Genomic DNA, 22,001 nt, shown 5'->3' on the forward strand with positions numbered 1-22,001 from the left:
AGGAGGACTGAATTATGACGGTGACGCACTCTCGCCCCTTGGCTGCCGATACGGTGCAGTCTTTGCAGACGCGCACTGCGCGGCGTGCGGCCGCCGCACATCTGGTGAGCCCGGGACCGCAAACTTCGCAGATCGCGCGCGGCGCGGGCATGGCCGATGCGCAGATCGCGACGCTCGCGAACGACGTGTTGCGGCTCGACGTCGCGCCGCATCTGGGCGGGGGCGTTACGCGCTTCGACTGGCGCGGCGATGGCGTGCTCACGCCGATCTTCCGCCGCTGCGACGCGCCGGGCGCGCGCACCGATCCGAACGAGCTTGCGTGCTATCCGCTGCTGCCGTATTCGAACCGGATCGGCGGCGGGCGCTTCGAGTGCGACGGGCGGCTCGTGCGCGTGCCGCGCAATCGCGCGACCGAGCCGCTGCCGATCCACGGCGACGGCTGGCTCGCGCGCTGGCGGCTCGACGATGCGGCCGACACGCAATTGTGCCTGTCGCTCGATCGCAGCGAAGGCGCGCCGTACGCCTATCGCGCGACGCAGGTCTACGCGCTCGACGGCGCGACGCTGACGATCGCGCTCGCGATCGAGAACATGGGCGCGGCGCGCTTGCCGTTCGGGCTCGGCGTGCATCCGTTCATCGTGCGCGACGCGTCGACCGAGCTCGCGGCGGCCGCGAGCGGGCTGTGGCTGTCGACGCCGGATTGGCTGCCGTCGCGCCATGTCGGCGCGCCGGCGGCGTGGCGCTTCGGCATTGCGTATCCGTTGCCGGACGCGCTCGTCAATCACGCGTTCACCGGCTGGGGCGGCGGCGCGACGATCGCGTGGCCGCGGCGCCGGCTCGCGCTGACGGTCACGTCCGACGCCGATTGCTATGTGCTGTATACGCCGCCCGGCGAGCCGTTCTTCTGCTTCGAGCCCGTCGATCATCCGATCGACGCGGTGAACCTGCCGGGCGGCGGCGCCGCGCACGGGATGACGCTGCTCGCGCCGGGCGAGCGTCTGACGCGGCGTTTCCGTTTCACGGTCGCGCGTACCGATGCGCGTGCGGCGCCCGCGGCGCGCGAGTCGAAGCGGCGTTCGATCGCGTAGAAAAGGCCAATGTTGCCGGCGCACGCGTGTCCGAGAGCGAGGCGAATGCCGCGCGGATCGACGCCGAGCGGGTGGCCGGTTCGGACGTGACCTGATGCGGCAGGGCTTGCGCGACTCGATCGATCGCGCGGAACCCGATCCGCCGCGCATCCGACGTCGATTCAATTTCGTCGGGCTTCGATCCGGTCGCGCGAATCCGCGTCGCGGCGTAGCATGAAGCGCCTGCGTGCGACGCCGGCGCGCCCGGCGCGACCCCGTCCGCACGATTGCCCATCCCGACGCAGGTAAAATACGCGCCTTCCCAACCGCTTAGCCGCGAGTGAGCGCCATGTCTTCCACGCCTACCTTCATCGAATCGCTGCGCGCCGCCTGGCAGCGCACGAATTCGCTGCTGTGCGTCGGTCTCGATCCGGAGCCGACGAAGTTTCCCGTGCGGTTCGAGAACCAGCCCGATGCGATCTTCGATTTCTGCCGCGAGATCGTCGACGCGACCGCGCCGTTCGCGAGCGCGTTCAAGCCGCAGATCGCGTACTTCGCCGCGCATCGCGCGGAAGATCAGCTCGAGCGGCTGATCGCGCACATCCATCTGCAGCATCCCGGCCTGCCCGTGATCCTCGACGCGAAGCGCGGCGACATCGGCAGCACCGCCGAGCAGTATGCGCGCGAGGCGTTCGAGCGCTATCGGGCGGACGCGGTGACGGTCAATCCGTACATGGGCTTCGATTCGATCGAGCCGTATCTCGCCTACGAGGACAAGGGCGTGATCGTGCTGTGCCGCACGTCGAATCCGGGCGGCTCGGACCTGCAGTTCCTCGAGACGGGCGGCCGGCCGCTCTACCAGGTCGTCGCCGATCTCGCGGCGAACAAGTGGAACGCGAAGACGGGCCAGCTCGCGCTCGTCGTCGGTGCGACGTTCCCGAAGGAGATCGAGGCGGTGCGCGGGCTCGTCGGCGACATGCCGCTCCTGATCCCCGGCATCGGCGCGCAGGGCGGCGACGTCGCGGCGACCGTCGCCGCGGGTCGCACGGCCGACGGCACCGGGATGATGATCAACTCGTCGCGCGCGATCCTGTACGCGAGCCGCGACGACGACTTCGCCGACGCGGCCGCGCGCGCCGCGCAACAGACCCGCGACACGATCAACGCGCATCGCTGAGCGTCGCAGCCGCACCTGCCGATGTCCGGCGCGCGATGCCGGGCGTCGGCGCAGGTGCGGCGCGCTTTCACGCCGATACGCATCGCGCGCGGCGCATCCCGCACGGCATGCGCCGCGCGCGAACAAATCGACGCCGCTTCGGGGCATGCCGCGCGCCGGGAAATCGCAAATCCTGCGACAAATTCGTGATCACGCCATTCCTGACGAATCCGATGACGTGGCGCGAAGGCCGGCTCGGCTCGATCGCCGGCTGGATCGCCCCGTGGAAGAAGCCCGTGCTCATCAAGAGCGGCACGCCGAAGTCCGGCGGCGACATGCCGCTCGACGCGACCGACATCGAGCACGGCGGCATGCGCGTGAGGGGCGGCAAGAAGGACCTGCCGTTGAAGGAGACCCGCGCGTGGTCCGACGAATCCGCCGCGCGGCAAGAGGCGCTCGGGCAGCCCGCGCCCGCGAGTGAATCGCAACGGGATCGTCGCCAAGCCGGACGCGATCCGGTGTAATGGCAACGCCCGCCGCGCTGGCGGCGGCGCTTCAGCGCTCCTGTTCGTCGAGCAGCTTGATGAGGCCGCGCAACGCGTGCGTGGCCGCCTGCACGCGGATCTGCTCGCGGTCGCCCTTGAACACGAGCGTTTCGACCGATGTATGCAGCCGGTTGCTCCAGCCGAACGACACGGTGCCGACGGGCTTGTGCTCGGAGCCGCCGCCCGGCCCGGCGATGCCGGTGACGGCGAGCGCGACCTGCGCGCGGCTGTTGCGCAGCGCGCCTTCGACCATCGCGCGCGCGACGGCCTCGCTGACCGCGCCGTGCTTGTCGATCAGATCGGCGGGCACGCCGATCATCTCGGTCTTCGCGAGATTCGAATAGGTGACGAAGCCGCGCTCGAACCAGCCGCTGCTGCCGGAGATGTCGGTGATCGCGGTCGCGATCATGCCGCCCGTGCAGGACTCGGCGGTGGCGAGCGTCAGGTGCCCGTCGCGCAGCTTGTTGCCGACGCGGATCGCGAGCTGATGGACGACGGAATCGGTTGGCATGCGGGAAGATCCGGTGCGAACGGGCGTGAACGAGAGCGGTGCGGCGTCACTGGACGAACGAGCGCCACAGCGCGATCACGAAGAGCGTCATCAGCGCGGCGATCAGGTCATCGAACATGATGCCAAAGCCGCCTTTCAAATTCCGGTCGAAGTAGCGGATGGGCGGCGGTTTCACCATGTCGAAGAAGCGGAACACGACGAACGCCCACAACTGTTCGACGAACGTCGCGGGCGTGACGAACAGCATCACGAGCCAGATCGCGACGATCTCGTCCCAGACCGCGGGGCCCGGGTCGGCGATGCCCATCTTCTTCGCGGTGAAGCCCGTCATCCAGATGCCGGCGACGAAGCCGACGGCGATGAGCGCCCACCATTCGGGCACGGTCAGGTAGCGGTTCAGCGCGACGAACGTGAGCCAGCCGAACAGCGTGCCGAACGTGCCGGGCATGAACGGCGCGAGGCCGCTGCCGAAGCCGAGCGACACGATGTGGACCGGGTGCGAGAACATGAAGCGCACGGTCGCGCGGCGGCGCGCGATCTTCTGCTGATCCTGCTCTTGCTCTTGCTCCTGCTGCGGCGCGGGAGCGGGCGCGAGTGCCGGGCCGGGCTGGCCGGCGGAGTCGGCGGGACGGGGCGTCGGGTCAGTTGGCATGGAAATGATCGAAACCGTGCAGCGTGAGCGAAAGCGGCGCGCCCGACGCGTCGCGCCAGATCACGGCGCGCGCGTCCGTCGGCGCGGACAAGCCGCGTATTGTACCGATCCGCGTGACGGACACGCCCGCGCGCGCGCCGGCGGCCTCGATCGCGGTGCGCGCGGACGGCGCGGCCGTGAAGCACAGTTCATAGTCGTCGCCGCCTTCGAGCATGCAGCGGCGCTGCACGTCGGCGGGCAGCGTCGCGAGCGCGGCCGAGCGCGGCACCGTGTCGACGTTCACGTCCGCGCACACGTTCGAGCGCTCGAGGATGTGCGGCAGATCGCCCGCGAGGCCGTCCGACACGTCGAGCGCCGCGTGCGCGATGCCCGCGAGCGCGACGCCGAGCGCGACGCGCGGCTCCGGCCGCTCGAGCGCCTGGCGGAACGCGGCCGCCTCGCGTTCGCCCGCCCGCCACTCGCCGCGGATCATGCCGAGGCCCGCGCGTGCGTCGCCGAGCGTGCCGGACACCCACACGTCGTCGCCGTCGCGTGCAGCATCGCGACGCAGCGCGGCGTCGGCTTCGACGTCGCCGAACACGGTGACGCACAGGTTGAGCGGCCCGCTCGTCGTGTCGCCGCCGATCAGCTCGCAGCCGTGGCGCTCCGCGAGCGCGAAGAGGCCGTCGGCAAACGCCTCGAGCCAGTCCGCGTCGGCGCGCGGCAACGCGCACGCGAGCGTGAACGCGCGCGGCGCCGCACCCATCGCAGCCAGGTCGGACAAATTGACGGCGAGCGTCTTGTGGCCGAGCGCGCGCGGATCGACGTCGGCGAGAAAATGCCGGCCTTCGACCAACATGTCCGTCGAAATCGCCAGCATCTTGCCCGGTTGTGGTGCAAGCAGCGCGCAATCGTCGCCGATGCCGAGCGCCGCGCGCGCATGCGGACCCTTCGCGCGGCGCGCGAAGAAGCGGTCGATCAGCGAGAATTCCGAAAGGGGGGGATGAGCCACGGGCGCGGGTGTCCGAGCGTTGAGATGACGCCCATTGTAAGGCGCTTCGCGTCGGCGTCCGGCGGGGCGGCGGCCCGCGCGCGGCTGATTCGTGACGTTTCGGTCGCGGCAGTCGAACCCTAATCGGCGATTTTGGCTGTGGGATTGGCGCTACAATGCGTCGAACAGGTATTCTAATCCGCAGCCCCCCGTAGAGACACATGTCCACCACGTCCTCCTCTTCCAAAGAAAAGCTCCGCGAAGCCGCCCTCGACTACCACGAATTCCCGACGCCGGGCAAAGTTGCGATCGCGCCAACCAAGCAGATGATCAACCAGCGCGATCTCGCGCTCGCCTATTCGCCGGGCGTCGCGTTCGCGTGCGAGGAGATCGTCGAGAATCCGCTGAACGCCGCGCGCTTCACCGCGCGCAGCAACCTAGTCGGCGTCGTGACGAACGGCACCGCGGTGCTCGGCCTCGGCAACATCGGCCCGCTCGCGTCGAAGCCGGTGATGGAAGGCAAGGCGGTCCTCTTCAAGAAGTTCGCCGGGATCGACGTGTTCGACATCGAGCTCAACGAGTCCGATCCGCACAAGCTCGTCGACGTGATCGCCGCGCTCGAACCGACGTTCGGCGGCATCAACTTGGAGGACATCAAGGCGCCGGACTGCTTCATCGTCGAGCGCGAATGCCGCAAGCGGATGAAGATTCCCGTGTTCCACGACGACCAGCACGGCACCGCGATCGTCGTCGCGGCGGCGGTCACGAACGGGCTGAAGGTCGTCGGCAAGAGCATCAAGGAAGTGAAGCTCGTCGCGTCGGGCGCGGGCGCCGCGGCGCTCGCGTGTCTCGACCTGCTTGTCGACCTCGGCCTGCCGATCGAGAACATCACGGTCACGGACCTCGCGGGTGTCGTCTACAAGGGCCGCACCGAGCTGATGGATCCGGACAAGGAGCGTTTCGCGCGCGAAACCGAGGGGCGCACGCTGTCGGACGTGGTCGGCGGCGCGGACATCTTCCTCGGCCTGTCGGCGGGCGGCGTGCTGAAGGCCGACATGGTGAAGGTGATGGCCGAGCGGCCGCTGATCCTCGCGCTCGCGAATCCGACCCCGGAAATCCTGCCGGAAGTCGCGCTCGAAGTGCGGCCGGACGCGGTGCTCGCGACGGGCCGAACCGACTATCCGAACCAGGTCAACAATGTCCTGTGCTTCCCGTTCATCTTCCGCGGCGCGCTCGACGTCGGCGCGACGACGATCACGCGCGAGATGGAGATCGCCGCCGTCAATGCGATCGCCGAGCTCGCGCAGCAGGAGCAGAGCGACATCGTCGCGACCGCTTATGGGATCCAGGATCTGTCGTTCGGCCCCGAATATCTGATTCCGAAGCCGTTCGATCCGCGCCTCATCGTGAAGATCGCGCCGGCCGTCGCGCAGGCGGCGATGGACGGCGGCGTCGCGACGCGTCCGATCGAGGACATGGAAGCGTACAAGGTCCACCTGCAGCAGTTCGTCTATCACAGCGGCACGACGATGAAGCCGGTGTTCCAGCTCGCGCGCAGCGTGCCCGCCGAGAAGAAGCGAGTCGTGTTCGCGGAGGGCGAGGAAGAACGCGTGCTGCGCGCGGTGCAGATCGCCGTCGACGAAAAGCTCGCGAAGCCGATCCTGATCGGCCGGCCGACCGTGATCGAGCACCGGATCCAGCGCTACGGCCTGCGTCTCACGCCTGGCGTCGATTTCACGATCGTCAACACCGAGCACGACGAGCGCTACCGCGATTTCTGGCAGACCTACTTCAAGATGATGTCCCGCAAGGGCATCAGCGAGCAGCTCGCGCGCGTCGAAATGCGCCGCCGCACGACGCTGATCGGCTCGATGCTCGTCAAGAAGGGCGAAGCGGACGGGATGATCTGCGGGACGATCAGCACGACGCACCGCCATCTGCACTTCATCGACCAGGTGATCGGCAAGCGCGAGGGCTGCAGCGTGTACGGCGCGATGAATGCGCTCGTGCTGCCGGGTCGCCAGATTTTCCTCGTCGACACGCACGTGAACGTCGATCCGACCCCGGAGCAACTGGCCGAGATCACGATCATGGCGGCGGAAGAAGTGCGCCGGTTCGGCATCGAGCCGAAGGTCGCGCTGCTGTCGCACTCGAACTTCGGCACGAGCAACGCGCCTTCCGCTCAGAAGATGCGCGATACGCTCGCGATCCTGCACGAACGCGCGCCGGAACTGCACGTCGACGGCGAGATGCACGGCGACGTCGCGCTCGACGCGGCGCTGCGCAAGGAAATCCTGCCGGAATCGACGCTCGAGGGCGAAGCGAACCTGCTCGTGCTGCCGAACATCGACGCGGCGAACATCGCGTACAACCTGCTGAAGACGGCCGCCGGCAACAACATCGCAATCGGGCCGATCCTGCTCGGCGCGGCGCAGCCGGTGCACGTGCTGACCGAGTCGGCGACCGTGCGCCGGATCGTCAATATGACAGCGCTGTTGGTTGCCGACGTGAACGCTGCGCGTTGAGCGAAGTTATCGATAGATAAAAAAACGGCGCGCCCATTGCGGGCGCGCCGACGGGCATGGCGGAGATAGCGCCTTCCCGAAGCCGACGACGCCACCCTTGGGCCGCAAGAGGCGGCGAGGAGGCAGAAACCCGCCGCAGCTGACGCCGTCCCGGTGATTTTACCCTATATAAGTTACTTTTATCCCATTAAAGATAAAAATAACGTCAACGAGCGTCATTTCATCCTTTCATCTGCCTAACGAGCATTGATTCCCGCGTGCATTAGCGCTACGCTTACGCCTTTCTTGGTCGTCAACTTATTGATTTAACAGCGGGAACCTTCGTTTATGGCACGCAAGTGGCTCCGCAACGGCGCGCTCGCGTCCGTCTTCGCGATCGTCGCGATAGGCAACTTCGGCGTTTCGCCGGGCAGTCTGGTTTCCGCCGCATATGCACGGGAAGCCGCCGCGGTAAATGGGGCGGCAGCGCAGATCGACACGGTCCCCGCGTCCCGGTTGCCGCGCGAGGCAGCGATCACATTGAGCGTGATCGCCGCAGGCGGCCCCTATCCGTACGAGAAGGACGGTGCGGTATTCGGCAACTACGAACGGATTTTGCCGAAGATGCGGCGCGGCTATTACCACGAGTACACCGTGCCGACACCGAGGGCCCGCAATCGCGGCGCACGGCGCATCGTCTGTGGCGGTCCCTTGAGGCGCGTCGACAATTGTTATTACACCGGCGACCACTACAACAGTTTCAAACGTATCGTTGATTGACTTCGGGATGAGCGGCATGAGCGACAACATCTACGCGCGCGACACGACGGCTGCGGCGGATCTTTTCGCGGCCGGCGACGGCAACCTGTTTCAGCGCGTCATGAAGATGCGCATGGCGGCGCACGCCGGCGGAGCGCCTGACGGCGCGGCCAGCCCCGGGCTTTCATCCATCGAGGAGCCTATGAGCCTTTTTACGACCGTGCGACCGAATCTCGTGCAGTCGATCCGTGCATTTCGCGTGCAGGATCTCGCTGACGAAGCGAATCAGCTCGGCCAGCATTTCCTGTATGCGTACTGCGGGAATGCCCAATCGAAGCAGGAAGTGCTGGAAACGATCGCGACATCGTTCCTGTTCCCGAAGCACTTCGGCAAGAACTACGACGCGCTGTACGACTGCCTGACGGACCTCGTCCACAAGGCGGGCATGCAGCCCGGTTTCGTGATCGTGCTCGAAGCGCTGCCGATCGCGCACAAGTTCGACAAGGAGGGGCGCGAGACGCTGCTCGACGTGTTCCGCGAGGCGGCGGAATTCTGGGCCGAGCGCAAGGTCGCGTTCCGCGTCTTCTACTCGTTCGCCTGAGCCGGCGCTGTAGCCGGCTTCAGCCCGCAAGACGCGAAGGCCCGCATGCAGCGGGCCTTTTCTTTGGGTTTTGTCGTTATCCGATCCGCGACGCGCGGCGGCGGCTTCACATCACCACCCGCCCCAGCGCGCGGCGAGCGCGGCGAGCATCGCGATCCCGGCCGTTTCGGTGCGCAGCACGCGCGGGCCGAGCAGGATGGACGCGAAACCGCGCTCGCGCGCGGCCTCCTCTTCGTCCGGCGCGAGCCCGCCTTCCGGGCCGATCAGCAGCGTGACGCCGCCCACGGGCGGCGTGCCCGGCAGATCGGCGAAGCCGACGCTCGCGCGCGGCGACAGCATCAGGCGCAGTTCGTCGGGCGCCGATGCGGCGGGCAGGGCGGCGAGCCACGCGTGGAAATCGCGGACGGGCGCGACGTTCGGCACGCGATTGCGCCCGCATTGCTCGCACGACGCGCGCACGACGCCCTGCCAATGCGAGACGCGCTTTTGCGCGCGCTCGCCACACAGGCGCACGACGCCACGCGCGGTCGACAGCGGCGCGATCGCCGCCGCGCCCAGCTCGACCGCCTTCTCGATCAACCAATCCATCTTGTCGCCGCCCGCGATGCCCTGCGCGAGCGTAATCCGGTACGGCGCCTCGACATCGGCGGGCGCGAACGCGCCGATGCGCACGAGCGCCGCGCGCTTGTCGAGCTCGACGATTTCCGCCCGATACTGGCCGCCCGCGCCGTTGAAGAGCGTGATCGCATCGCCTGTCGCGAGGCGCAGCACCTGGACGTGACGCGCGACGTCGGCGGGCAGCGCGAGCGTCGCGTCGCTTTGCAGCTTGGCGTCGACGAAAAAGCGCGGAATGGCGGACGTGCTCGCCGTCATGCGGCAATGCGCCGCGCGAGCGCCCAGCGGTACCCGTCGAGATCCTCGATCTGCGCGAAGCGATCGCCCCAGAACTGGTCTTGCGGCGCGGTCAGCGATTTCGCGCCCGCGTCGAGCGCGCGTCCGTAGGTCGCATCGACGTCGTCGACATACAGATAGAACGACTGCGGCGCGGTCGCGCCCGAATTTTTCGGCGTGCGGGCCGTCGAGCCGAACGCGCCCTCGGGCGCGAACATCACGATCAGCTGGCCGCGGTACGACATCTCGACGTGCATGATCGCGCCGTCTTCGTCGATCAAATCGCGCTTTTCGAAGCCGAATGCATCGCTAAAAAATTGAATTGACGCCTGCGCGCTGCGCACCGTCAGATAAGGGGTCAACCATGGCACGTCGGCCGGCCGTGGGTCGGTCATACGGGTTCTCCTGCGGGAAAGGCGGGGCTTCGCCGAACTTAGCGATGCATGCCGAGAGTATCGCGCAGCGCGCGCGGCAGCGTGAAGAGTGCGGGATGCAGCTTCGCGTCGTAAAAGCGCAATCCGTCGATGCGCCGCTCGGCGAGCCGCTCTTCGATGTCGTGCGAGAACAGCGACGCCGCGTCGAGCGTATCGCTCGCGATCGCCATCAGCCACGGCGAGCCGTACAGCGGCACATGCGCGCACAGCGGCGCGACGACCGCGAAGCGCGTGCGAAGCGCGGCGAGCAGCGCCGTGATGCGCGCCCCGTGGAAGAGCGTTGAGCCGAGGTGCAGCGACACCGCGCCTTGCGGCGTCAGGATGCGCTTCAGGTGCGCGTAGAACTCGGGCGTGTAGAGGCTCGCAGCGGGGGAGTCGGGCGGCGTCAGGTCGAACACGGCGAGGTCGAAGTGCTCGCATGCGTGGTCGACGTAGCGTGCGGCGTCGCCGATCACGAGCTCGACGCGCGGATCGTCGAGCGCGCCCTGATGGACGTCGCCGAGAAAGTGGCGCGCCATGTCGACGACGGCCGGATCGAGCTCCGCGACGACGATCCGCTCGATGCACGGATGCTTGAGCAACTGGCGCGCGGCGCCGCCGTCGCCGCCGCCCAGCACGAGCGCTTTCCTGGGCGCCGGGTGCGCGAGCGCGGCCGGGTGCGTCATGCACTCGTGATAGACGAATTCGTCGCCGACCGACGTCATCGGCCGGCCGTCGAGCGTGAAGAGCCGTCCGAGCAGCGACGTTTCCCACACCTCGATTTCCTGATGCTCGGATGCGATGCGCGCGAGCCGCCGGGCGTTCGGAAAGCCGTAGGCGATGTCGGGGGTCGGATGGAAGAGGAGGGTGGAGCTCAAGGCGGCGGGTGCGGGTGGCGGGGCGGTTCGATGGTGAGAATTATAGAGGGTGGGAAGACGGACGAGAAACCGCGCGGACCGGCGGATTCGGACAAGGCCCGCACGGAGGGCATCTGTTAAAATGACGAGCTTTGCAGCCTCGTCCGTTTGCTTGTCCGCTTCGCGTCCTGCCGGCGCCGCACCACGCGCCGGGAACGGTTGGCCCGCGAGCTTTCGGATGCCGCCCGTGCCCCGTTTCCTCGACTCGTTCTCCGGACTCGACATGACGACTTCGTCTCCCGCTCCCACCACTTTGATGGCCAACGCGATCCGTGCGCTCGCGATGGACGCCGTTCAGCAAGCGAACTCCGGCCACCCCGGCATGCCGATGGGCATGGCCGAGATCGGCGTCGCGCTTTGGTCGCGCCATCTGAAACACAATCCGGCGAACCCGCACTGGGCCGACCGCGACCGCTTCGTGCTGTCGAACGGCCACGGCTCGATGCTGCTGTACGCGCTCCTGCACCTGACGGGCTACGCGCTGCCGATCGAGGAGCTCAAGAACTTCCGCCAACTGCACTCGAAGACGCCGGGCCACCCGGAATACGGGATCACGCCGGGCGTCGAGACGACGACGGGCCCGCTCGGCCAGGGTCTCGCGAACGCGGTCGGCATGGCGCTCGGCGAGGCGCTGATGGCGGGCGAATTCAACCGCGACGGCGCGAAGATCGTCGATCACCACACATACGTGTTCCTCGGCGACGGCTGCCTGATGGAAGGCATCTCGCACGAAGCCTGCTCGCTTGCCGGCACGCTGAAGCTGAACAAGCTGATTGCGCTGTACGACGACAACGGAATCTCGATCGACGGCGACGTCGTCAACTGGTTCCACGACGACACGCCGAAGCGCTTCGAGGCGTACGGCTGGAACGTGATTCCTGATGTGAACGGCCATGATGTCGACGCGGTCGACGCGGCGATCGCGAAGGCGAAGCAATCGGACAAGCCGACCCTCATCTGCTGCAAGACGCGCATCGGCAACGGCGCGGCGACGAAGGCGGGCGGCCATGACGTGCACGGCGCGCCGCTCGGCGCGGAGGAAATCGCGAAGACGCGCGAGGCGCTCGGCTGGAAGTGGGCGCCGTTCGTGATTCCGCAGGAAGTCTACGCGGCGTGGGACGCGAAGGAAGCGGGCAAGCGCAGCGAAGGAGACTGGAACGCGGCGTTCGCGCAATATCGCGCGAAGCACCCGCAGGAAGCGGCCGAATTCGAGCGCCGGATGGCGGGCAAGCTGCCCGCCGACTGGGCGGCGAAGGCAGCGGCGATCGTCGCCGGCGCGAACGAGCGCGCCGAGACGGTCGCGACGCGCAAGGCGTCGCAGCAGACGATCGAAGGGCTCGCCGCCGTGCTGCCCGAGCTGCTCGGCGGCTCGGCCGACCTGACGGGCTCGAACCTCACGAACTGGAAGGCGTCGAAAGCGGTGCGCGCGAACCAGGACGGCCCGGGCGTCGCGTGGGGCAACCACATCAACTACGGCGTGCGTGAGTTCGGCATGAGCGCCGCGATCAACGGCCTCGTGCTGCACGGCGGCCACAAGCCGTTCGGCGGCACGTTCCTGACGTTCTCCGACTACAGCCGCAACGCGCTGCGCGTCGCCGCGCTGATGAAGGTGCCGTCGATCTTCGTGTTCACGCACGATTCGATCGGCCTCGGCGAAGACGGCCCGACGCACCAGTCGGTCGAGCACGTCTCGAGCCTGCGCCTGATCCCGAACCTCGACGTCTGGCGTCCGGCCGATACGGTCGAGACGGCCGTTGCGTGGACCCACGCGGTGTCGCACCAGATCCCGTCGTGCCTGATTTTCAGCCGCCAGAACCTGGCGTTCAACGCGCGCACCGACGCGCAGATCGCGAACGTCGAGAAAGGCGGCTACGTGCTGCGCGACTGGAACGAAGAGATCGTCGCGCGCAAGGTCATCCTGATCGCGACGGGCTCCGAAGTCGAGCTCGCGATGAAGGCGGTCGAGCCGCTCGCGCAGCAGGGGATCGCCGCGCGCGTCGTGTCGATGCCGTCGACGACCGTGTTCGACCGGCAGGACGCCGAATACCGCGAGCGCGTGCTGCCGCACGGCGTGCGCCGCGTCGCGATCGAAGCGGGCGTCACCGGATTCTGGCGCAAGTACGTGGGCCTCGAGGGCGGCGTGGTCGGCATCGACACGTTCGGCGAGTCGGCTCCGGCTGGCGTGTTGTTCAAGCATTTCGGCTTCACCGTCGAGCACGTGGTCGAAACGGCGAAGGCGGTGCTCGCGTAATCCATTCCACGCCCGGACGGCCGCGCCCCGCGTCGGCCGGGCGCGCGTGAAGCTGCACGAAGTATTTTTTCAGCCATCAGGAGATACATCATGACGATTCGCGTTGCAATCAACGGTTACGGCCGCATCGGCCGCAACACGCTGCGCGCTTTCTACGAAAACGGCAAGAAGCACGATCTCGAGATCGTTGCGATCAACGATCTGGGCGACGCGAAGACCAACGCGCACCTGACGCAGTACGACACGGCGCATGGCAAGTTCCCGGGCGAAGTGAAGGTCGACGGCGACTACCTCGTCGTCAACGGCGACAAGATCCGCGTGCTCGCGAACCGCAATCCGGCCGAGCTGCCGTGGGGCGAGCTGGGCGTCGACGTCGTGATGGAATGCACGGGCTTCTTCACGACGAAGGAAAAGGCGAGCGCGCACCTGAAGGGCGGCGCGAAGAAGGTGATCATCTCGGCGCCGGGCGGCAAGGACGTCGACGCGACGATCGTCTACGGCGTGAACCACGACGTGCTGAAAGCCGAGCACACGGTGATCTCGAACGCATCGTGCACGACGAACTGCCTGGCTCCGCTCGTCAAGCCGCTGAACGACAAGATCGGCCTCGAAACCGGCCTGATGACGACGATCCACGCGTACACGAACGACCAGGTGCTGACGGACGTCTATCACGAAGACCTGCGCCGCGCGCGCTCGGCGACGCACAGCCAGATCCCGACGAAGACGGGTGCGGCGGCCGCGGTCGGCCTCGTGCTGCCGGAACTGAACGGCAAGCTCGACGGCTACGCGATTCGCGTTCCGACCATCAACGTGTCGATCGTCGACCTGTCGTTCATCGCGAAGCGCGACACGACGGCCGAGGAAGTCAACGCGATCATGAAGGAAGCGTCGGAAGGCGCGCTGAAGGGCATCCTCGGCTACAACGATGCGCCGCTGGTCTCGATCGACTTCAACCACAACCCGGCTTCGTCGACGTTCGACGCGACGCTGACGAAGGTGTCGGGCCGTCTCGTCAAGGTGTCGAGCTGGTACGACAACGAGTGGGGCTTCTCGAACCGCATGCTGGATACGGCGATCGCACTCGCGAACGCGAAGTAAGCCCGTCGAGCGACGCCCGTTTCCGCGCGCCGACGGCGCGCCGGAAGCGGCGGCTCGAACGAACCGCGCCGATCAGTTTTCACCGGCGCGGTTTTTTTTCGTCGAGCGGTGTTGCTGTTCGGCGGCGCTGGGCGTGGCGATCGTCGTCACGCTGTTTCCGGCACGTGCATCGTGTTCCACGCGGGCAACGACAATCCGATGCCAGATGCCTGACGCCCGATGCCCGACGCCCGACGCCCGATGCCCGACGCCCAACGCCCAACGCCCAACGCCCAACGCCCAACGCCCGACGCCCGACGCCAAGTGCTCGGCGTCCGGGCCCGATACCCGGACCCACCCGTCAGCGGGCGGCGCGCCTCACGCGCATGCCATGCGTCACGCACCACAGCGCGACGAGCATGCTCGACAGCGCGCCGCCCGCGGTGCACACGCCGCGCCAGCCGTCGAAGCGGTACGCGGCGCTCGCGACGGCCGACCCGAGCGCGCCGCCGATGAAGTAGCTCGTCAGATAGACGGTCGTGATGCGGCTGCGCGCGTCGGTGGCGAGCGCATAGATGACGCTCTGGTTCGAGATGTGCAGCCCTTGCACGCCGACGTCGAGCAGCAGAATCCCCGCGACGAGCGCGACGAGCGACTGCGCGCCCGCCGCGATGAATGCGAAGGACACGAGCACGGCGGCCGCGAAGAGGCCCGTCGCCGCATGGGCGTGGCCGCGATCGACGAGCCGGCCCGCCGCGCCCGCCGCGAGCGCGCCCATCGCGCCGACGACGCCGAACAGACCGATCGCGCCTTCGCTGAAGCGATAGGGCGGCGCGCTCAAGAGGAACGTGAGGCCCGTCCACAGCAGGCTGAAGCACGCGAACACGAGCGCGCCGTAGGCGGAGCGCAGCGCGAGCGTCGGCTCGCTGCGCACGAGCGTCGCGAGCGAGCCCATCAGCTTTCGATAATCGAGGCGCTCCGTGCGGCGATCCTTCGGCAGTTTCGTCGCGAGCACGCCGGCGAGCGCGAGCACGAGCGCCGCCGCGATCGCATAGACGGCGCGCCAGCCGAGCCAGTCGGCGATCGCGCCCGACACGACGCGCGCGAGCAGGATGCCGAGCAAGAGGCCGCTCATCACGGTGCCGACCGCGCGGCCGCGCGATGCGTCGTCGGCGAGCGATGCGGCGAACGGCACCAGCAACTGCGTCGAGCACGTGACGAAGCCGACACATACGTTCGCCGCGATGAAGAAGCCGTAACTCGTGCTCGACGCGACCGCGACGAGCGCGACGACGTTCGCGCACAGCAGCCGCACGATCAGCGTGTGGCGATTGACGACGTCGCCGAGCGGCACGACGACGAGCAGGCTGCACGCATAGCCGAGCTGAGTCAGCGTGACGAGATAGCCGAGCTCGGCCGGCTTGCGCCCGAAGCTCGATGCGATCGCCGCGAGGAGCGGCTGCGAGTAGTAGAGGTTGCCGATGACGATGCCGCAAGCGCACGCGAACAGCAGCGTCATCCCGCGCGTCAGCGCGGGCGGGGTGGCGGTGACGGAATTCATGGGGCGCGTAGCGAAAAAGGACGGAGTCGGGAGAGACGAACGAAACCGAAGCGAGCGGCGCGCGCGGTGGGCCGCGTGAAGCCGGCCCGCCGCGGCGCGCTGCACATCGGAACGGCGATCAGAACGGCCTCGTCGGCAGATATTTGCCGTCGAGCGTGATGACGGCGCGCGAGCCGCCTTCGGGATCGTCGACCTTCTTGATGTCGAGCTTGAAGTTGATCGCGCTGACGATGCCGTCGCCGAACTGCTCGTGGATCAGCGCCTTCAGCGTCGAGCCGTAGACCTGCACGATCTCGTAGAAGCGGTAGATCGTCGGATCGGTCGGGATGCCGCCCGGGATGCTGCCGCGCACGGGGATCGTCTGCAGCAGGCGCACTGCGTCGTCTTCGAGGCTGAGCTTCGCGGCGACGACGCGCGCGGCGTCGCCGGGCAGCGGATGCTGGCCGAGCAGCGCAGCCGTCGTGAACGCGACGCTCAGGCCGGTGCCTTCGTTGATCTGCTCGAACGTGAGGTTCTTGCGCGTCTTCGCGTCGACGATGCGATCGGTGAGCGCCTGACGCGCGGATTGGCTGTGTTGCGATTGGGTCATGTGGACTCCTTGCGGTGAGGGATCGGTAAGGGGATGGAGAGTGCTGCAGCGGGACGCGACACGTTGCGTGACTTGCGTCACATGCCACATGCCACGCGTCACGCGTCACGCGTCACGCGGCGCGATCGAGCCGCCGCCGCGTCGCACGCACGTCCGGATGGTCGGCGAGCGAGACGAAGCGGCCCGTCGCGCCGTCGAGCGCGTCGATCGAGCCGGTTTCGATGTCGTACACCCAGCCGTGCAGCGCGAGGCGCCCTTGCTCGAGCGCGAGCCGCACGGAAGGGTGCGTGTTGAGATTCGCGAGCTGCGCGACGACGTTTTCGCGCACCATCGAATCGACGCGCGCCTGTTCGCCTGCATGCTCGCGCGCTTCGTTCACGCATTTCGCGGCGTCCGCGTAGCGCAGCCAGCCGCGCACGGCGGGCAGATGGTCGAGGCATGCGCACGACGCGATCGCGGTCATCGCGCCGCAGTCCGAGTGGCCGCACACGACGACGTCGGCGACTTCGAGCACGGCCACTGCGTATTCGACGGACGCCGACACGCCGCCCGGCTCGGGGCCGAACGACGGCACGATGTTGCCCGCGTTGCGGATCACGAACAGGTCGCCCGGTTCGCGCTGCGTGACGAGCTCGGGCACGAGACGGCTGTCCGAGCACGAGATGAACAGCGCGCGCGGCCGCTGGCTCGCGGCGAGGCGCTTGAACAGTGCGGAGCGCTGAGGAAACGCGTCGCGCTGGAACTTCAGAAATCCTTCGATGATGTCCTGCATCGTGTGCTCCTTGATCGATGGCGAGAGCCGTTGACCGAAGGATGAGGTAAACGATTCATAGCGTCCAAGACCGGTTTATTATTGTTCGTATAGGAAAAACCAATACATGGGACGCGATGCTGCTCCGACATATTCGCTATTTCCTCGCCGTCGCCGAGCAGGGGAATTTCACGCGCGCGGCCGAGGCGCTGCACGTGTCGCAGCCGACGCTGTCGCAGCAGATCCGTCAGCTCGAGGACACGCTCGGCGTGCAACTGTTCGACCGCTCGGCGCGCACGGTACGGCTGACCGAGTTCGGCGCCGCGTATGCGCGGCATGCGCGGGCCGCGCTGCAGCAGCTGGAGGCCGGGCGGCGTGCGGTGCATGACGTCGAGAATCTTCAGAGCGGGTTGCTGCGGCTCGCAATGACGCCGACCTTCTCCGCATACCTGATCGGCTGGCTGATCGATGGTTTCAACGCGCGCTATCCGAACCTGAAGCTGACGATCCGCGAGATGCCGCAGGAGCAGATCGAGCCGCTGCTCGCCGACGACGAGCTCGACGTCGGGATCGCGTTCGACCCAACGCAGTCGCCGGAAATCGAAGCGACGCCGCTGTGGATCGAGACGCTCGCGCTCGTCGTCGGCCGCGATCACCGATATGCGCGGCGCCGCAAGCCGCTTTCGCCCGGCGAGGCCGGCGACGAGCCGCTGATTCTACTGAGCCGCGCGTTCGCGACGCGCAGCAAGGTCGATCAGTATTTCCATCGCAACGGCGTGACGCCGCGCGTCGCGATCGAGGTGAACTCGATCAGTGCGATGCTCGAGATGGTGCGCGGCGGCCGGATCGCGACGGTGTTGCCGTCGGCGATCGCCGCGCGTCGTGACGACTTGCGCGCGATCCGGCTCGAGCCGCCGCTGCCGCGGCGCACCGCCGCGCTGCTGACGCGCAAGGGCGGTTATCGAAGCGCGGCGATGCGTGCGTTCATCGACTACGCGCTGGCGAGGCGGCATGAAGTCGGCAAGAACGGCGGCGCGTCCAGGGGCGACGAGGCGTCGGGGGACGACGAATAGGCGCGAAGCGCACCGAGCCTCGCGCGTGCCCCCTTCTTGCGGCACGTTCAATCAGAGAGGCGGTAACGAGGGGTGAAGCGGTTTCGATACGCGATTCGCCACGAAAACATGAGGAATCCGAGGCATCGCGCAATGCGTGCATCGTTGTTGCCGACCGCCGACCGCCGACCGCCGACCGCCGCGCCGAACCGTCGAAGACGGCGCGCGAAGCCGAGCGATCCGTGGAGAGAGAGGCAGCGGAAAGCGTGTGCGTTGAGCGCGCCGCCGCACGTTTCGACGACGCGAAACGCACGAACTGCCGGCGCGCCGCGCGTCAGCCCTTCGGCGTCGGAAAGAACACGCCGGCGCGCCGCGCGGCGTTCGAGATGTGCGCTTCGATCGCCGCGCCCGCCGCGGCGGGGTTCCTCGCGATCAGCGCGTCGAGAATCGCGCGATGCTCGTGATACGTCGACAGCACGAGCTCGCGCCGATAGAACGGCATCCGCTGGCTTTCCTTCATGATGTCCGCGCTGCCGCGCAAGATCGACTCGATCGCCGCGTTCCCGGCAAGATTGACGATCCGCATGTGGAAGTCGAAGTCGAGCTGCGACGCGTAGTCGAGCTCGTCGTTCGCGAGCGCTTCCTGCAGCGCGGCGACGTTCTCCTCGAACCACGCGAGATCCTGCTCGCTGACGGCGAGCGCGGCCATCCGCGCGGCGAAGCCTTCGAGCGCGTAGCGCATCTGATAGGTGTCGGGCAGCGACGATTGCTCGGCGAAGCGCCAGGCGTGCGCGGCGTTCGCCTGCGCGCTCTCGACGTACACGCCCTTGCCCGGACGGATGCGCAGCATCCCGAGCGCTTCGAGCGTCGACAGCGCCTCGCGCAGCGACGCGCGGCTGATCTCCAGTTCTTCCGACAATTGACGTTGCGCGGGCAACAGGCTGCCGACGGGATAGAAGCCGCTTTCGATCCGGTCGCGGATCGTGGCGATGGCAGCGTCGGTGACGGTGTGCGGAACGTTCTTCATGCGATTGTTCGATTGCGCGGTCTGACCGGCATTGTAAACCGCCCCCGGCGCGCGCGCTCCCGCTTCGGGAAAGCGATGATCCGGCGTGCGCCGCTGCATCGAAACCGCAGCCGAAAAGCGCGGGTAATCCCTATTTCTGGCGTTCTTGACTCGACTATATCGGCTTCCTACTATCGTCCATAACAGTACTGGTCGGACCAGTATGAACAGACGAATCCGCAACCGTTGTGCCGGGAGAGCGCCGTGTCGAAGTTTCTCAATTCGCTATTTGGTCGAGTGGTCATCGCGCTTTTGATCGGCGTGGCGCTCGGCGCCTTTTTTCCGCACTTCGCGCAGTCGCTGCGACCGTTGGGTGACGGATTCCTGAAGTTGATCAAGATGGTGATCGGGCCGATTGTGTTTTGCGTCGTCGTGAGCGGCATGGCGAACGCGGGCGATCTGAAGAAGGTCGGCCGCGTCGGCCTGAAGGCCATCGTCTACTTCGAAGCGATGACGACGCTCGCGCTCGGCATCGGCCTCGTGCTCGCGTATCTGACGAAGCCGGGCGTCGGGATGAACGTCGATCTGCACACGCTCGATCCCGCGTCGCTCGCCGATTACGCGAAGAACGCGCAGAGCCTGAAGGATACGGCCGGCTATCTGCTGAAGATCATCCCCGAGACCGCGTTCGACGCGTTCGCGAAGGGCGACATCCTGCAGATCCTCGTGTTCTCGGTGTTGTTCGGCTCCGCGCTGTCCCTCCTCGGCGACAAGGCGAAGCGCGTGAACACGCTGATCGACGAATTCACGCAAGTGTTCTTCCGCGTGATGGGCTTCATCATCAAGCTTGCGCCGCTCGGCGTGCTCGGCGCGATCGCGTTCACGACCGGCAAGTACGGCGTCGCGTCGCTCAAGCAGCTCGGGCTCCTCGTGATCGTGTTCTACGTGAGCTGCGCCGCGTTCGTCGCGATCGTGCTCGGCGCGGTGATGAAGCTCGCGGGCTTCTCGGTGTTCAAGCTGATCCGCTACCTGCGCGAAGAGCTGCTGATCGTGCTCGGCACCGCGTCGTCGGACGCCGTGCTGCCGCAGGTGATGCGCAAGCTCGAATGGCTCGGCGTGAAGGATTCGACGGTCGGCCTCGTGATCCCGACCGGCTACTCGTTCAACCTCGACGGCTTCTCGATCTACCTGACGCTCGCCGTGCTCTTCATCGCGCAGGCGACCAACACGCCGCTGTCGATGCACGACCTGATCGTCGTGCTGCTTGTATCGCTCATCACGTCGAAGGGCGCGCACGGAATCCCCGGCTCGGCGATCGTGATTCTCGCCGCGACGCTGTCGGCGATCCCCGCGCTGCCCGTGCTCGGCCTCGTGCTGATCCTGCCCGTCGACTGGTTCGTCGGCATCGCCCGCGCGCTCACGAACCTGCTCGGCAACTGCGTCGCGACGATCGTCGTCGCCGTGTGGGAGAACGACATCGACAAGGTCCGCGCGAAGCGCGTGCTGAACGAGGAACTGCGCTACGTGCCGGCGGGCGAGGAAGGCGCGAGCGGCGCGAGCGGCGCGATCGCGGACGGCGGCGCGCGCGCGCTCTGACGCCGGCCGCCCGGCATCGCGCGCAGGCGCGGCGGTTCGCGCCGGCGCTTTATTTTTTCCGGTTTTCCGGTTTTCGGCTTTTCGGATGCACACCCAACAATAGGAGACGACATGGCCGCCCCGATTCTCGATCCGAACGCGCCAGCGTTCACGCGCCGCTACATGAATCTCGCCGATCCGCGCCTGGGCGCGAAGGCGCTCTTCGCGAGCGACGAATTCTTCGCGCCGAAGGAGCGGATGCTCGATCCGGAGCCCGCCGTGTTCATCCCCGGCAAGTACGACGACCACGGCAAGTGGATGGACGGCTGGGAGACGCGCAGAAAGCGCACGACGGGCCACGACTTCTGCGTAGTGAGGCTTGCGCGGCCGGGCGTCGTGCACGGCGTCGATCTCGACACGAGCCACTTCACCGGTAATTTTCCGCCCGCCGCGTCGATCGACGCGTGCGTGTCGGATACGGCCACGCCGCCCGACGACGCCGACTGGCAGGCGCTCGTGTCCGCGACGACGCTGTCGGGCAACCAGCATCACTACGTCGAGGTGAGCAATCCGCAGGCTTATACGCACCTGCGCGTCAACCTGTATCCGGACGGCGGGCTCGCGCGGCTGCGCGTGTACGGCCAGCCGCAGCGCGACTGGCGCCGCGCGTCGAGCGGCGAGCGCGTCGATCTCGCCGCGATCGAGAACGGCGCGTACCTCGTCGCCGCGAACAACGAGCACTTCGGGCCGGCGTCGCGGATGCTGATGCCCGGGCGCGGCGTGAACATGGGCGACGGCTGGGAGACCCGCCGCCGCCGCGAGCCCGGCAACGACTGGGCGATCGTCGCGCTCGCGCGGCCGGGCGTGATTCGCACGGTCGAAGTCGATACCGCGCACTTCAAGGGCAATTTTCCGGACCGCTGCTCGCTGCAGGCGGCGCGCGTCGCGGGCGGCACCGACGCGTCGCTCGTCACGCAAGCGATGTTCTGGCCGGCGCTGCTTCCCGAGCAGCCGCTCAAGATGGACAGCGTGCACACGTTCGAGGCGGAGCTCGCCGCGCTCGGTCCCGTCACGCACGTGCGCTTCAACATCCATCCGGACGGCGGCGTGTCACGGCTGCGCCTCTGGGGCGAGCTCGCGTAACGGAGGA

21 protein-coding genes are annotated in these 22,001 nt (G+C 67.5%); 11 read left to right on the forward strand and 10 right to left on the reverse strand.

Features of this window, described 5'->3' with window-relative positions:
* The first annotated feature begins 14 nt into the window (after positions 1–14).
* The 3 genes from WS62_RS28640 (at position 15) to WS62_RS28655 (ending at position 2,747) form a co-directional block, all read left to right on the forward strand.
* Positions 15–1,088 carry an aldose 1-epimerase gene (locus WS62_RS28640; RefSeq protein WP_066578145.1) on the forward strand — a complete coding sequence of 358 codons (1,074 nt, stop codon included), beginning with the start codon at positions 15–17 and terminating at the stop codon, positions 1,086–1,088.
* 328 nt (positions 1,089–1,416) lie between these two features.
* A complete protein-coding gene (pyrF, locus tag WS62_RS28645) occupies positions 1,417–2,244 on the forward strand; it encodes an orotidine-5'-phosphate decarboxylase (RefSeq protein WP_066578148.1) in 828 nt (275 codons plus the stop codon).
* A gap of 185 nt (positions 2,245–2,429) precedes the next feature.
* Positions 2,430–2,747 (forward strand): hypothetical protein, encoded by a 318-nt coding sequence (locus WS62_RS28655; RefSeq protein WP_197422943.1) that lies wholly within the window; start codon positions 2,430–2,432, stop codon positions 2,745–2,747.
* A 31-nt stretch (positions 2,748–2,778) separates the two neighbouring features.
* Here the strand turns inward: WS62_RS28655 and WS62_RS28660 are convergent, their stop codons facing one another.
* From WS62_RS28660 to thiL, 3 genes are read right to left on the reverse strand one after another with little or no spacing between them, the layout of a single operon-like run.
* The gene (locus tag WS62_RS28660) at positions 2,779–3,279 is read right to left on the reverse strand and encodes a CinA family protein (protein ID WP_066578152.1); all 501 of its coding nucleotides are present in this window, start codon (positions 3,277–3,279) and stop codon (positions 2,779–2,781) included.
* Between the two features lie 46 nt (positions 3,280–3,325).
* Positions 3,326–3,931 carry a phosphatidylglycerophosphatase A family protein gene (locus WS62_RS28665; protein ID WP_066578160.1) on the reverse strand — a complete coding sequence of 202 codons (606 nt, stop codon included), beginning with the start codon at positions 3,929–3,931 and terminating at the stop codon, positions 3,326–3,328.
* The gene (gene thiL / locus WS62_RS28670) at positions 3,921–4,922 is read right to left on the reverse strand and encodes a thiamine-phosphate kinase (protein ID WP_066578163.1); all 1,002 of its coding nucleotides are present in this window, start codon (positions 4,920–4,922) and stop codon (positions 3,921–3,923) included. Before thiL ends, WS62_RS28665 begins: the two co-directional genes overlap by 11 nt.
* A gap of 200 nt (positions 4,923–5,122) precedes the next feature.
* Between thiL and WS62_RS28675 the strand changes: the two genes are divergently transcribed.
* The 3 genes from WS62_RS28675 (at position 5,123) to WS62_RS28685 (ending at position 8,765) form a co-directional block, all read left to right on the forward strand.
* Positions 5,123–7,426, forward strand: a complete 2,304-nt coding sequence (locus WS62_RS28675) for an NADP-dependent malic enzyme (RefSeq protein WP_066578169.1) — start codon at positions 5,123–5,125, stop codon at positions 7,424–7,426.
* A gap of 327 nt (positions 7,427–7,753) precedes the next feature.
* Positions 7,754–8,185, forward strand: coding sequence for a ribonuclease (locus WS62_RS28680; RefSeq protein WP_066578171.1), 432 nt, complete (start codon positions 7,754–7,756; stop codon positions 8,183–8,185).
* Between the two features lie 16 nt (positions 8,186–8,201).
* On the forward strand, positions 8,202–8,765 hold the full coding sequence (locus tag WS62_RS28685; protein ID WP_066487826.1) for a barstar family protein: 564 nt from the start codon (positions 8,202–8,204) through the stop codon (positions 8,763–8,765).
* A 111-nt stretch (positions 8,766–8,876) separates the two neighbouring features.
* Here the strand turns inward: WS62_RS28685 and WS62_RS28690 are convergent, their stop codons facing one another.
* The 3 genes from WS62_RS28690 to speE are packed head-to-tail and all read right to left on the reverse strand — an operon-like array spanning position 8,877 to position 10,947.
* Positions 8,877–9,638, reverse strand: a complete 762-nt coding sequence (locus WS62_RS28690) for a 16S rRNA (uracil(1498)-N(3))-methyltransferase (RefSeq protein ID WP_066578173.1) — start codon at positions 9,636–9,638, stop codon at positions 8,877–8,879.
* Positions 9,635–10,051 carry a VOC family protein gene (locus tag WS62_RS28695; protein ID WP_066578175.1) on the reverse strand — a complete coding sequence of 139 codons (417 nt, stop codon included), beginning with the start codon at positions 10,049–10,051 and terminating at the stop codon, positions 9,635–9,637. Before WS62_RS28695 ends, WS62_RS28690 begins: the two co-directional genes overlap by 4 nt.
* A 38-nt stretch (positions 10,052–10,089) precedes the next feature.
* Positions 10,090–10,947: a polyamine aminopropyltransferase gene (speE, locus tag WS62_RS28700; protein ID WP_066578178.1), complete on the reverse strand. Its 858-nt coding sequence runs from the start codon at positions 10,945–10,947 to the stop codon at positions 10,090–10,092.
* Between the two features lie 217 nt (positions 10,948–11,164).
* Here speE and tkt point away from each other — a divergent pair, with 217 nt between their 5' ends.
* Entirely contained in the window at positions 11,165–13,237 is a 2,073-nt protein-coding gene (gene tkt, locus WS62_RS28705) for a transketolase (protein ID WP_066578181.1), read from the forward strand.
* A gap of 90 nt (positions 13,238–13,327) precedes the next feature.
* Entirely contained in the window at positions 13,328–14,338 is a 1,011-nt protein-coding gene (gene gap / locus WS62_RS28710; protein ID WP_066578184.1) for a type I glyceraldehyde-3-phosphate dehydrogenase, read from the forward strand.
* Positions 14,339–14,678: 340 nt separating this feature from the next.
* Here gap and WS62_RS28715 read toward each other — a convergent pair whose 3' ends face one another.
* The 3 genes from WS62_RS28715 to WS62_RS28725 form a co-directional block, all read right to left on the reverse strand.
* On the reverse strand, positions 14,679–15,878 hold the full coding sequence (locus tag WS62_RS28715; RefSeq protein WP_066578185.1) for an MFS transporter: 1,200 nt from the start codon (positions 15,876–15,878) through the stop codon (positions 14,679–14,681).
* A gap of 118 nt (positions 15,879–15,996) precedes the next feature.
* Complete coding sequence (cynS, locus tag WS62_RS28720) at positions 15,997–16,467, reverse strand: cyanase (RefSeq protein WP_066578187.1); 471 nt, start codon at positions 16,465–16,467, stop codon at positions 15,997–15,999.
* 112 nt (positions 16,468–16,579) lie between these two features.
* Entirely contained in the window at positions 16,580–17,239 is a 660-nt protein-coding gene (locus WS62_RS28725; RefSeq protein WP_066578188.1) for a carbonic anhydrase, read from the reverse strand.
* A gap of 116 nt (positions 17,240–17,355) precedes the next feature.
* Here WS62_RS28725 and cynR point away from each other — a divergent pair, with 116 nt between their 5' ends.
* A complete protein-coding gene (gene cynR / locus WS62_RS28730) occupies positions 17,356–18,291 on the forward strand; it encodes a transcriptional regulator CynR (protein ID WP_066578190.1) in 936 nt (311 codons plus the stop codon).
* A 313-nt stretch (positions 18,292–18,604) separates the two neighbouring features.
* On the opposite strand, the gene WS62_RS28735 is transcribed toward cynR, so the two are convergent.
* Positions 18,605–19,297 (reverse strand): FadR/GntR family transcriptional regulator, encoded by a 693-nt coding sequence (locus WS62_RS28735; RefSeq protein WP_066487824.1) that lies wholly within the window; start codon positions 19,295–19,297, stop codon positions 18,605–18,607.
* Between the two features lie 243 nt (positions 19,298–19,540).
* On the opposite strand from WS62_RS28735, the gene WS62_RS28740 reads away from it, so the two are divergent.
* Both WS62_RS28740 and alc read left to right on the forward strand, forming a co-directional pair.
* Positions 19,541–20,872 carry a C4-dicarboxylate transporter DctA gene (locus WS62_RS28740; RefSeq protein WP_066578290.1) on the forward strand — a complete coding sequence of 444 codons (1,332 nt, stop codon included), beginning with the start codon at positions 19,541–19,543 and terminating at the stop codon, positions 20,870–20,872.
* Positions 20,873–20,983: 111 nt separating this feature from the next.
* Entirely contained in the window at positions 20,984–21,994 is a 1,011-nt protein-coding gene (alc, locus tag WS62_RS28745) for an allantoicase (RefSeq protein WP_066578192.1), read from the forward strand.
* The last annotated feature ends 7 nt before the right edge of the window (positions 21,995–22,001 follow it).

The sequence above is a fragment of the Burkholderia sp. ABCPW 14 genome (assembly GCF_001523835.1).
Classification (GTDB): domain Bacteria; phylum Pseudomonadota; class Gammaproteobacteria; order Burkholderiales; family Burkholderiaceae; genus Burkholderia; species Burkholderia mayonis.

Excerpts from the sequence above, each read along its gene's own strand:
- WS62_RS28640 (WP_066578145.1), top strand. The coding sequence starts at position 15 with ATGACGGTGACGCACTCTCGCCCCTTGGCTGCCGATACGGTGCAGTCT.
- pyrF (WP_066578148.1), top strand. The coding sequence starts at position 1,417 with ATGTCTTCCACGCCTACCTTCATCGAATCGCTGCGCGCCGCCTGGCAG.
- WS62_RS28660 (WP_066578152.1), bottom strand. The coding sequence starts at position 3,279 with ATGCCAACCGATTCCGTCGTCCATCAGCTCGCGATCCGCGTCGGCAAC.
- WS62_RS28665 (WP_066578160.1), bottom strand. The coding sequence starts at position 3,931 with ATGCCAACTGACCCGACGCCCCGTCCCGCCGACTCCGCCGGCCAGCCC.
- WS62_RS28675 (WP_066578169.1), top strand. The coding sequence starts at position 5,123 with ATGTCCACCACGTCCTCCTCTTCCAAAGAAAAGCTCCGCGAAGCCGCC.
- WS62_RS28680 (WP_066578171.1), top strand. The coding sequence starts at position 7,754 with ATGGCACGCAAGTGGCTCCGCAACGGCGCGCTCGCGTCCGTCTTCGCG.
- WS62_RS28685 (WP_066487826.1), top strand. The coding sequence starts at position 8,202 with ATGAGCGACAACATCTACGCGCGCGACACGACGGCTGCGGCGGATCTT.
- WS62_RS28690 (WP_066578173.1), bottom strand. The coding sequence starts at position 9,638 with ATGACGGCGAGCACGTCCGCCATTCCGCGCTTTTTCGTCGACGCCAAG.
- WS62_RS28695 (WP_066578175.1), bottom strand. The coding sequence starts at position 10,051 with ATGACCGACCCACGGCCGGCCGACGTGCCATGGTTGACCCCTTATCTG.
- tkt (WP_066578181.1), top strand. The coding sequence starts at position 11,165 with ATGCCGCCCGTGCCCCGTTTCCTCGACTCGTTCTCCGGACTCGACATG.
- gap (WP_066578184.1), top strand. The coding sequence starts at position 13,328 with ATGACGATTCGCGTTGCAATCAACGGTTACGGCCGCATCGGCCGCAAC.
- WS62_RS28715 (WP_066578185.1), bottom strand. The coding sequence starts at position 15,878 with ATGAATTCCGTCACCGCCACCCCGCCCGCGCTGACGCGCGGGATGACG.
- cynS (WP_066578187.1), bottom strand. The coding sequence starts at position 16,467 with ATGACCCAATCGCAACACAGCCAATCCGCGCGTCAGGCGCTCACCGAT.
- WS62_RS28725 (WP_066578188.1), bottom strand. The coding sequence starts at position 17,239 with ATGCAGGACATCATCGAAGGATTTCTGAAGTTCCAGCGCGACGCGTTT.
- cynR (WP_066578190.1), top strand. The coding sequence starts at position 17,356 with ATGCTGCTCCGACATATTCGCTATTTCCTCGCCGTCGCCGAGCAGGGG.
- WS62_RS28735 (WP_066487824.1), bottom strand. The coding sequence starts at position 19,297 with ATGAAGAACGTTCCGCACACCGTCACCGACGCTGCCATCGCCACGATC.
- alc (WP_066578192.1), top strand. The coding sequence starts at position 20,984 with ATGGCCGCCCCGATTCTCGATCCGAACGCGCCAGCGTTCACGCGCCGC.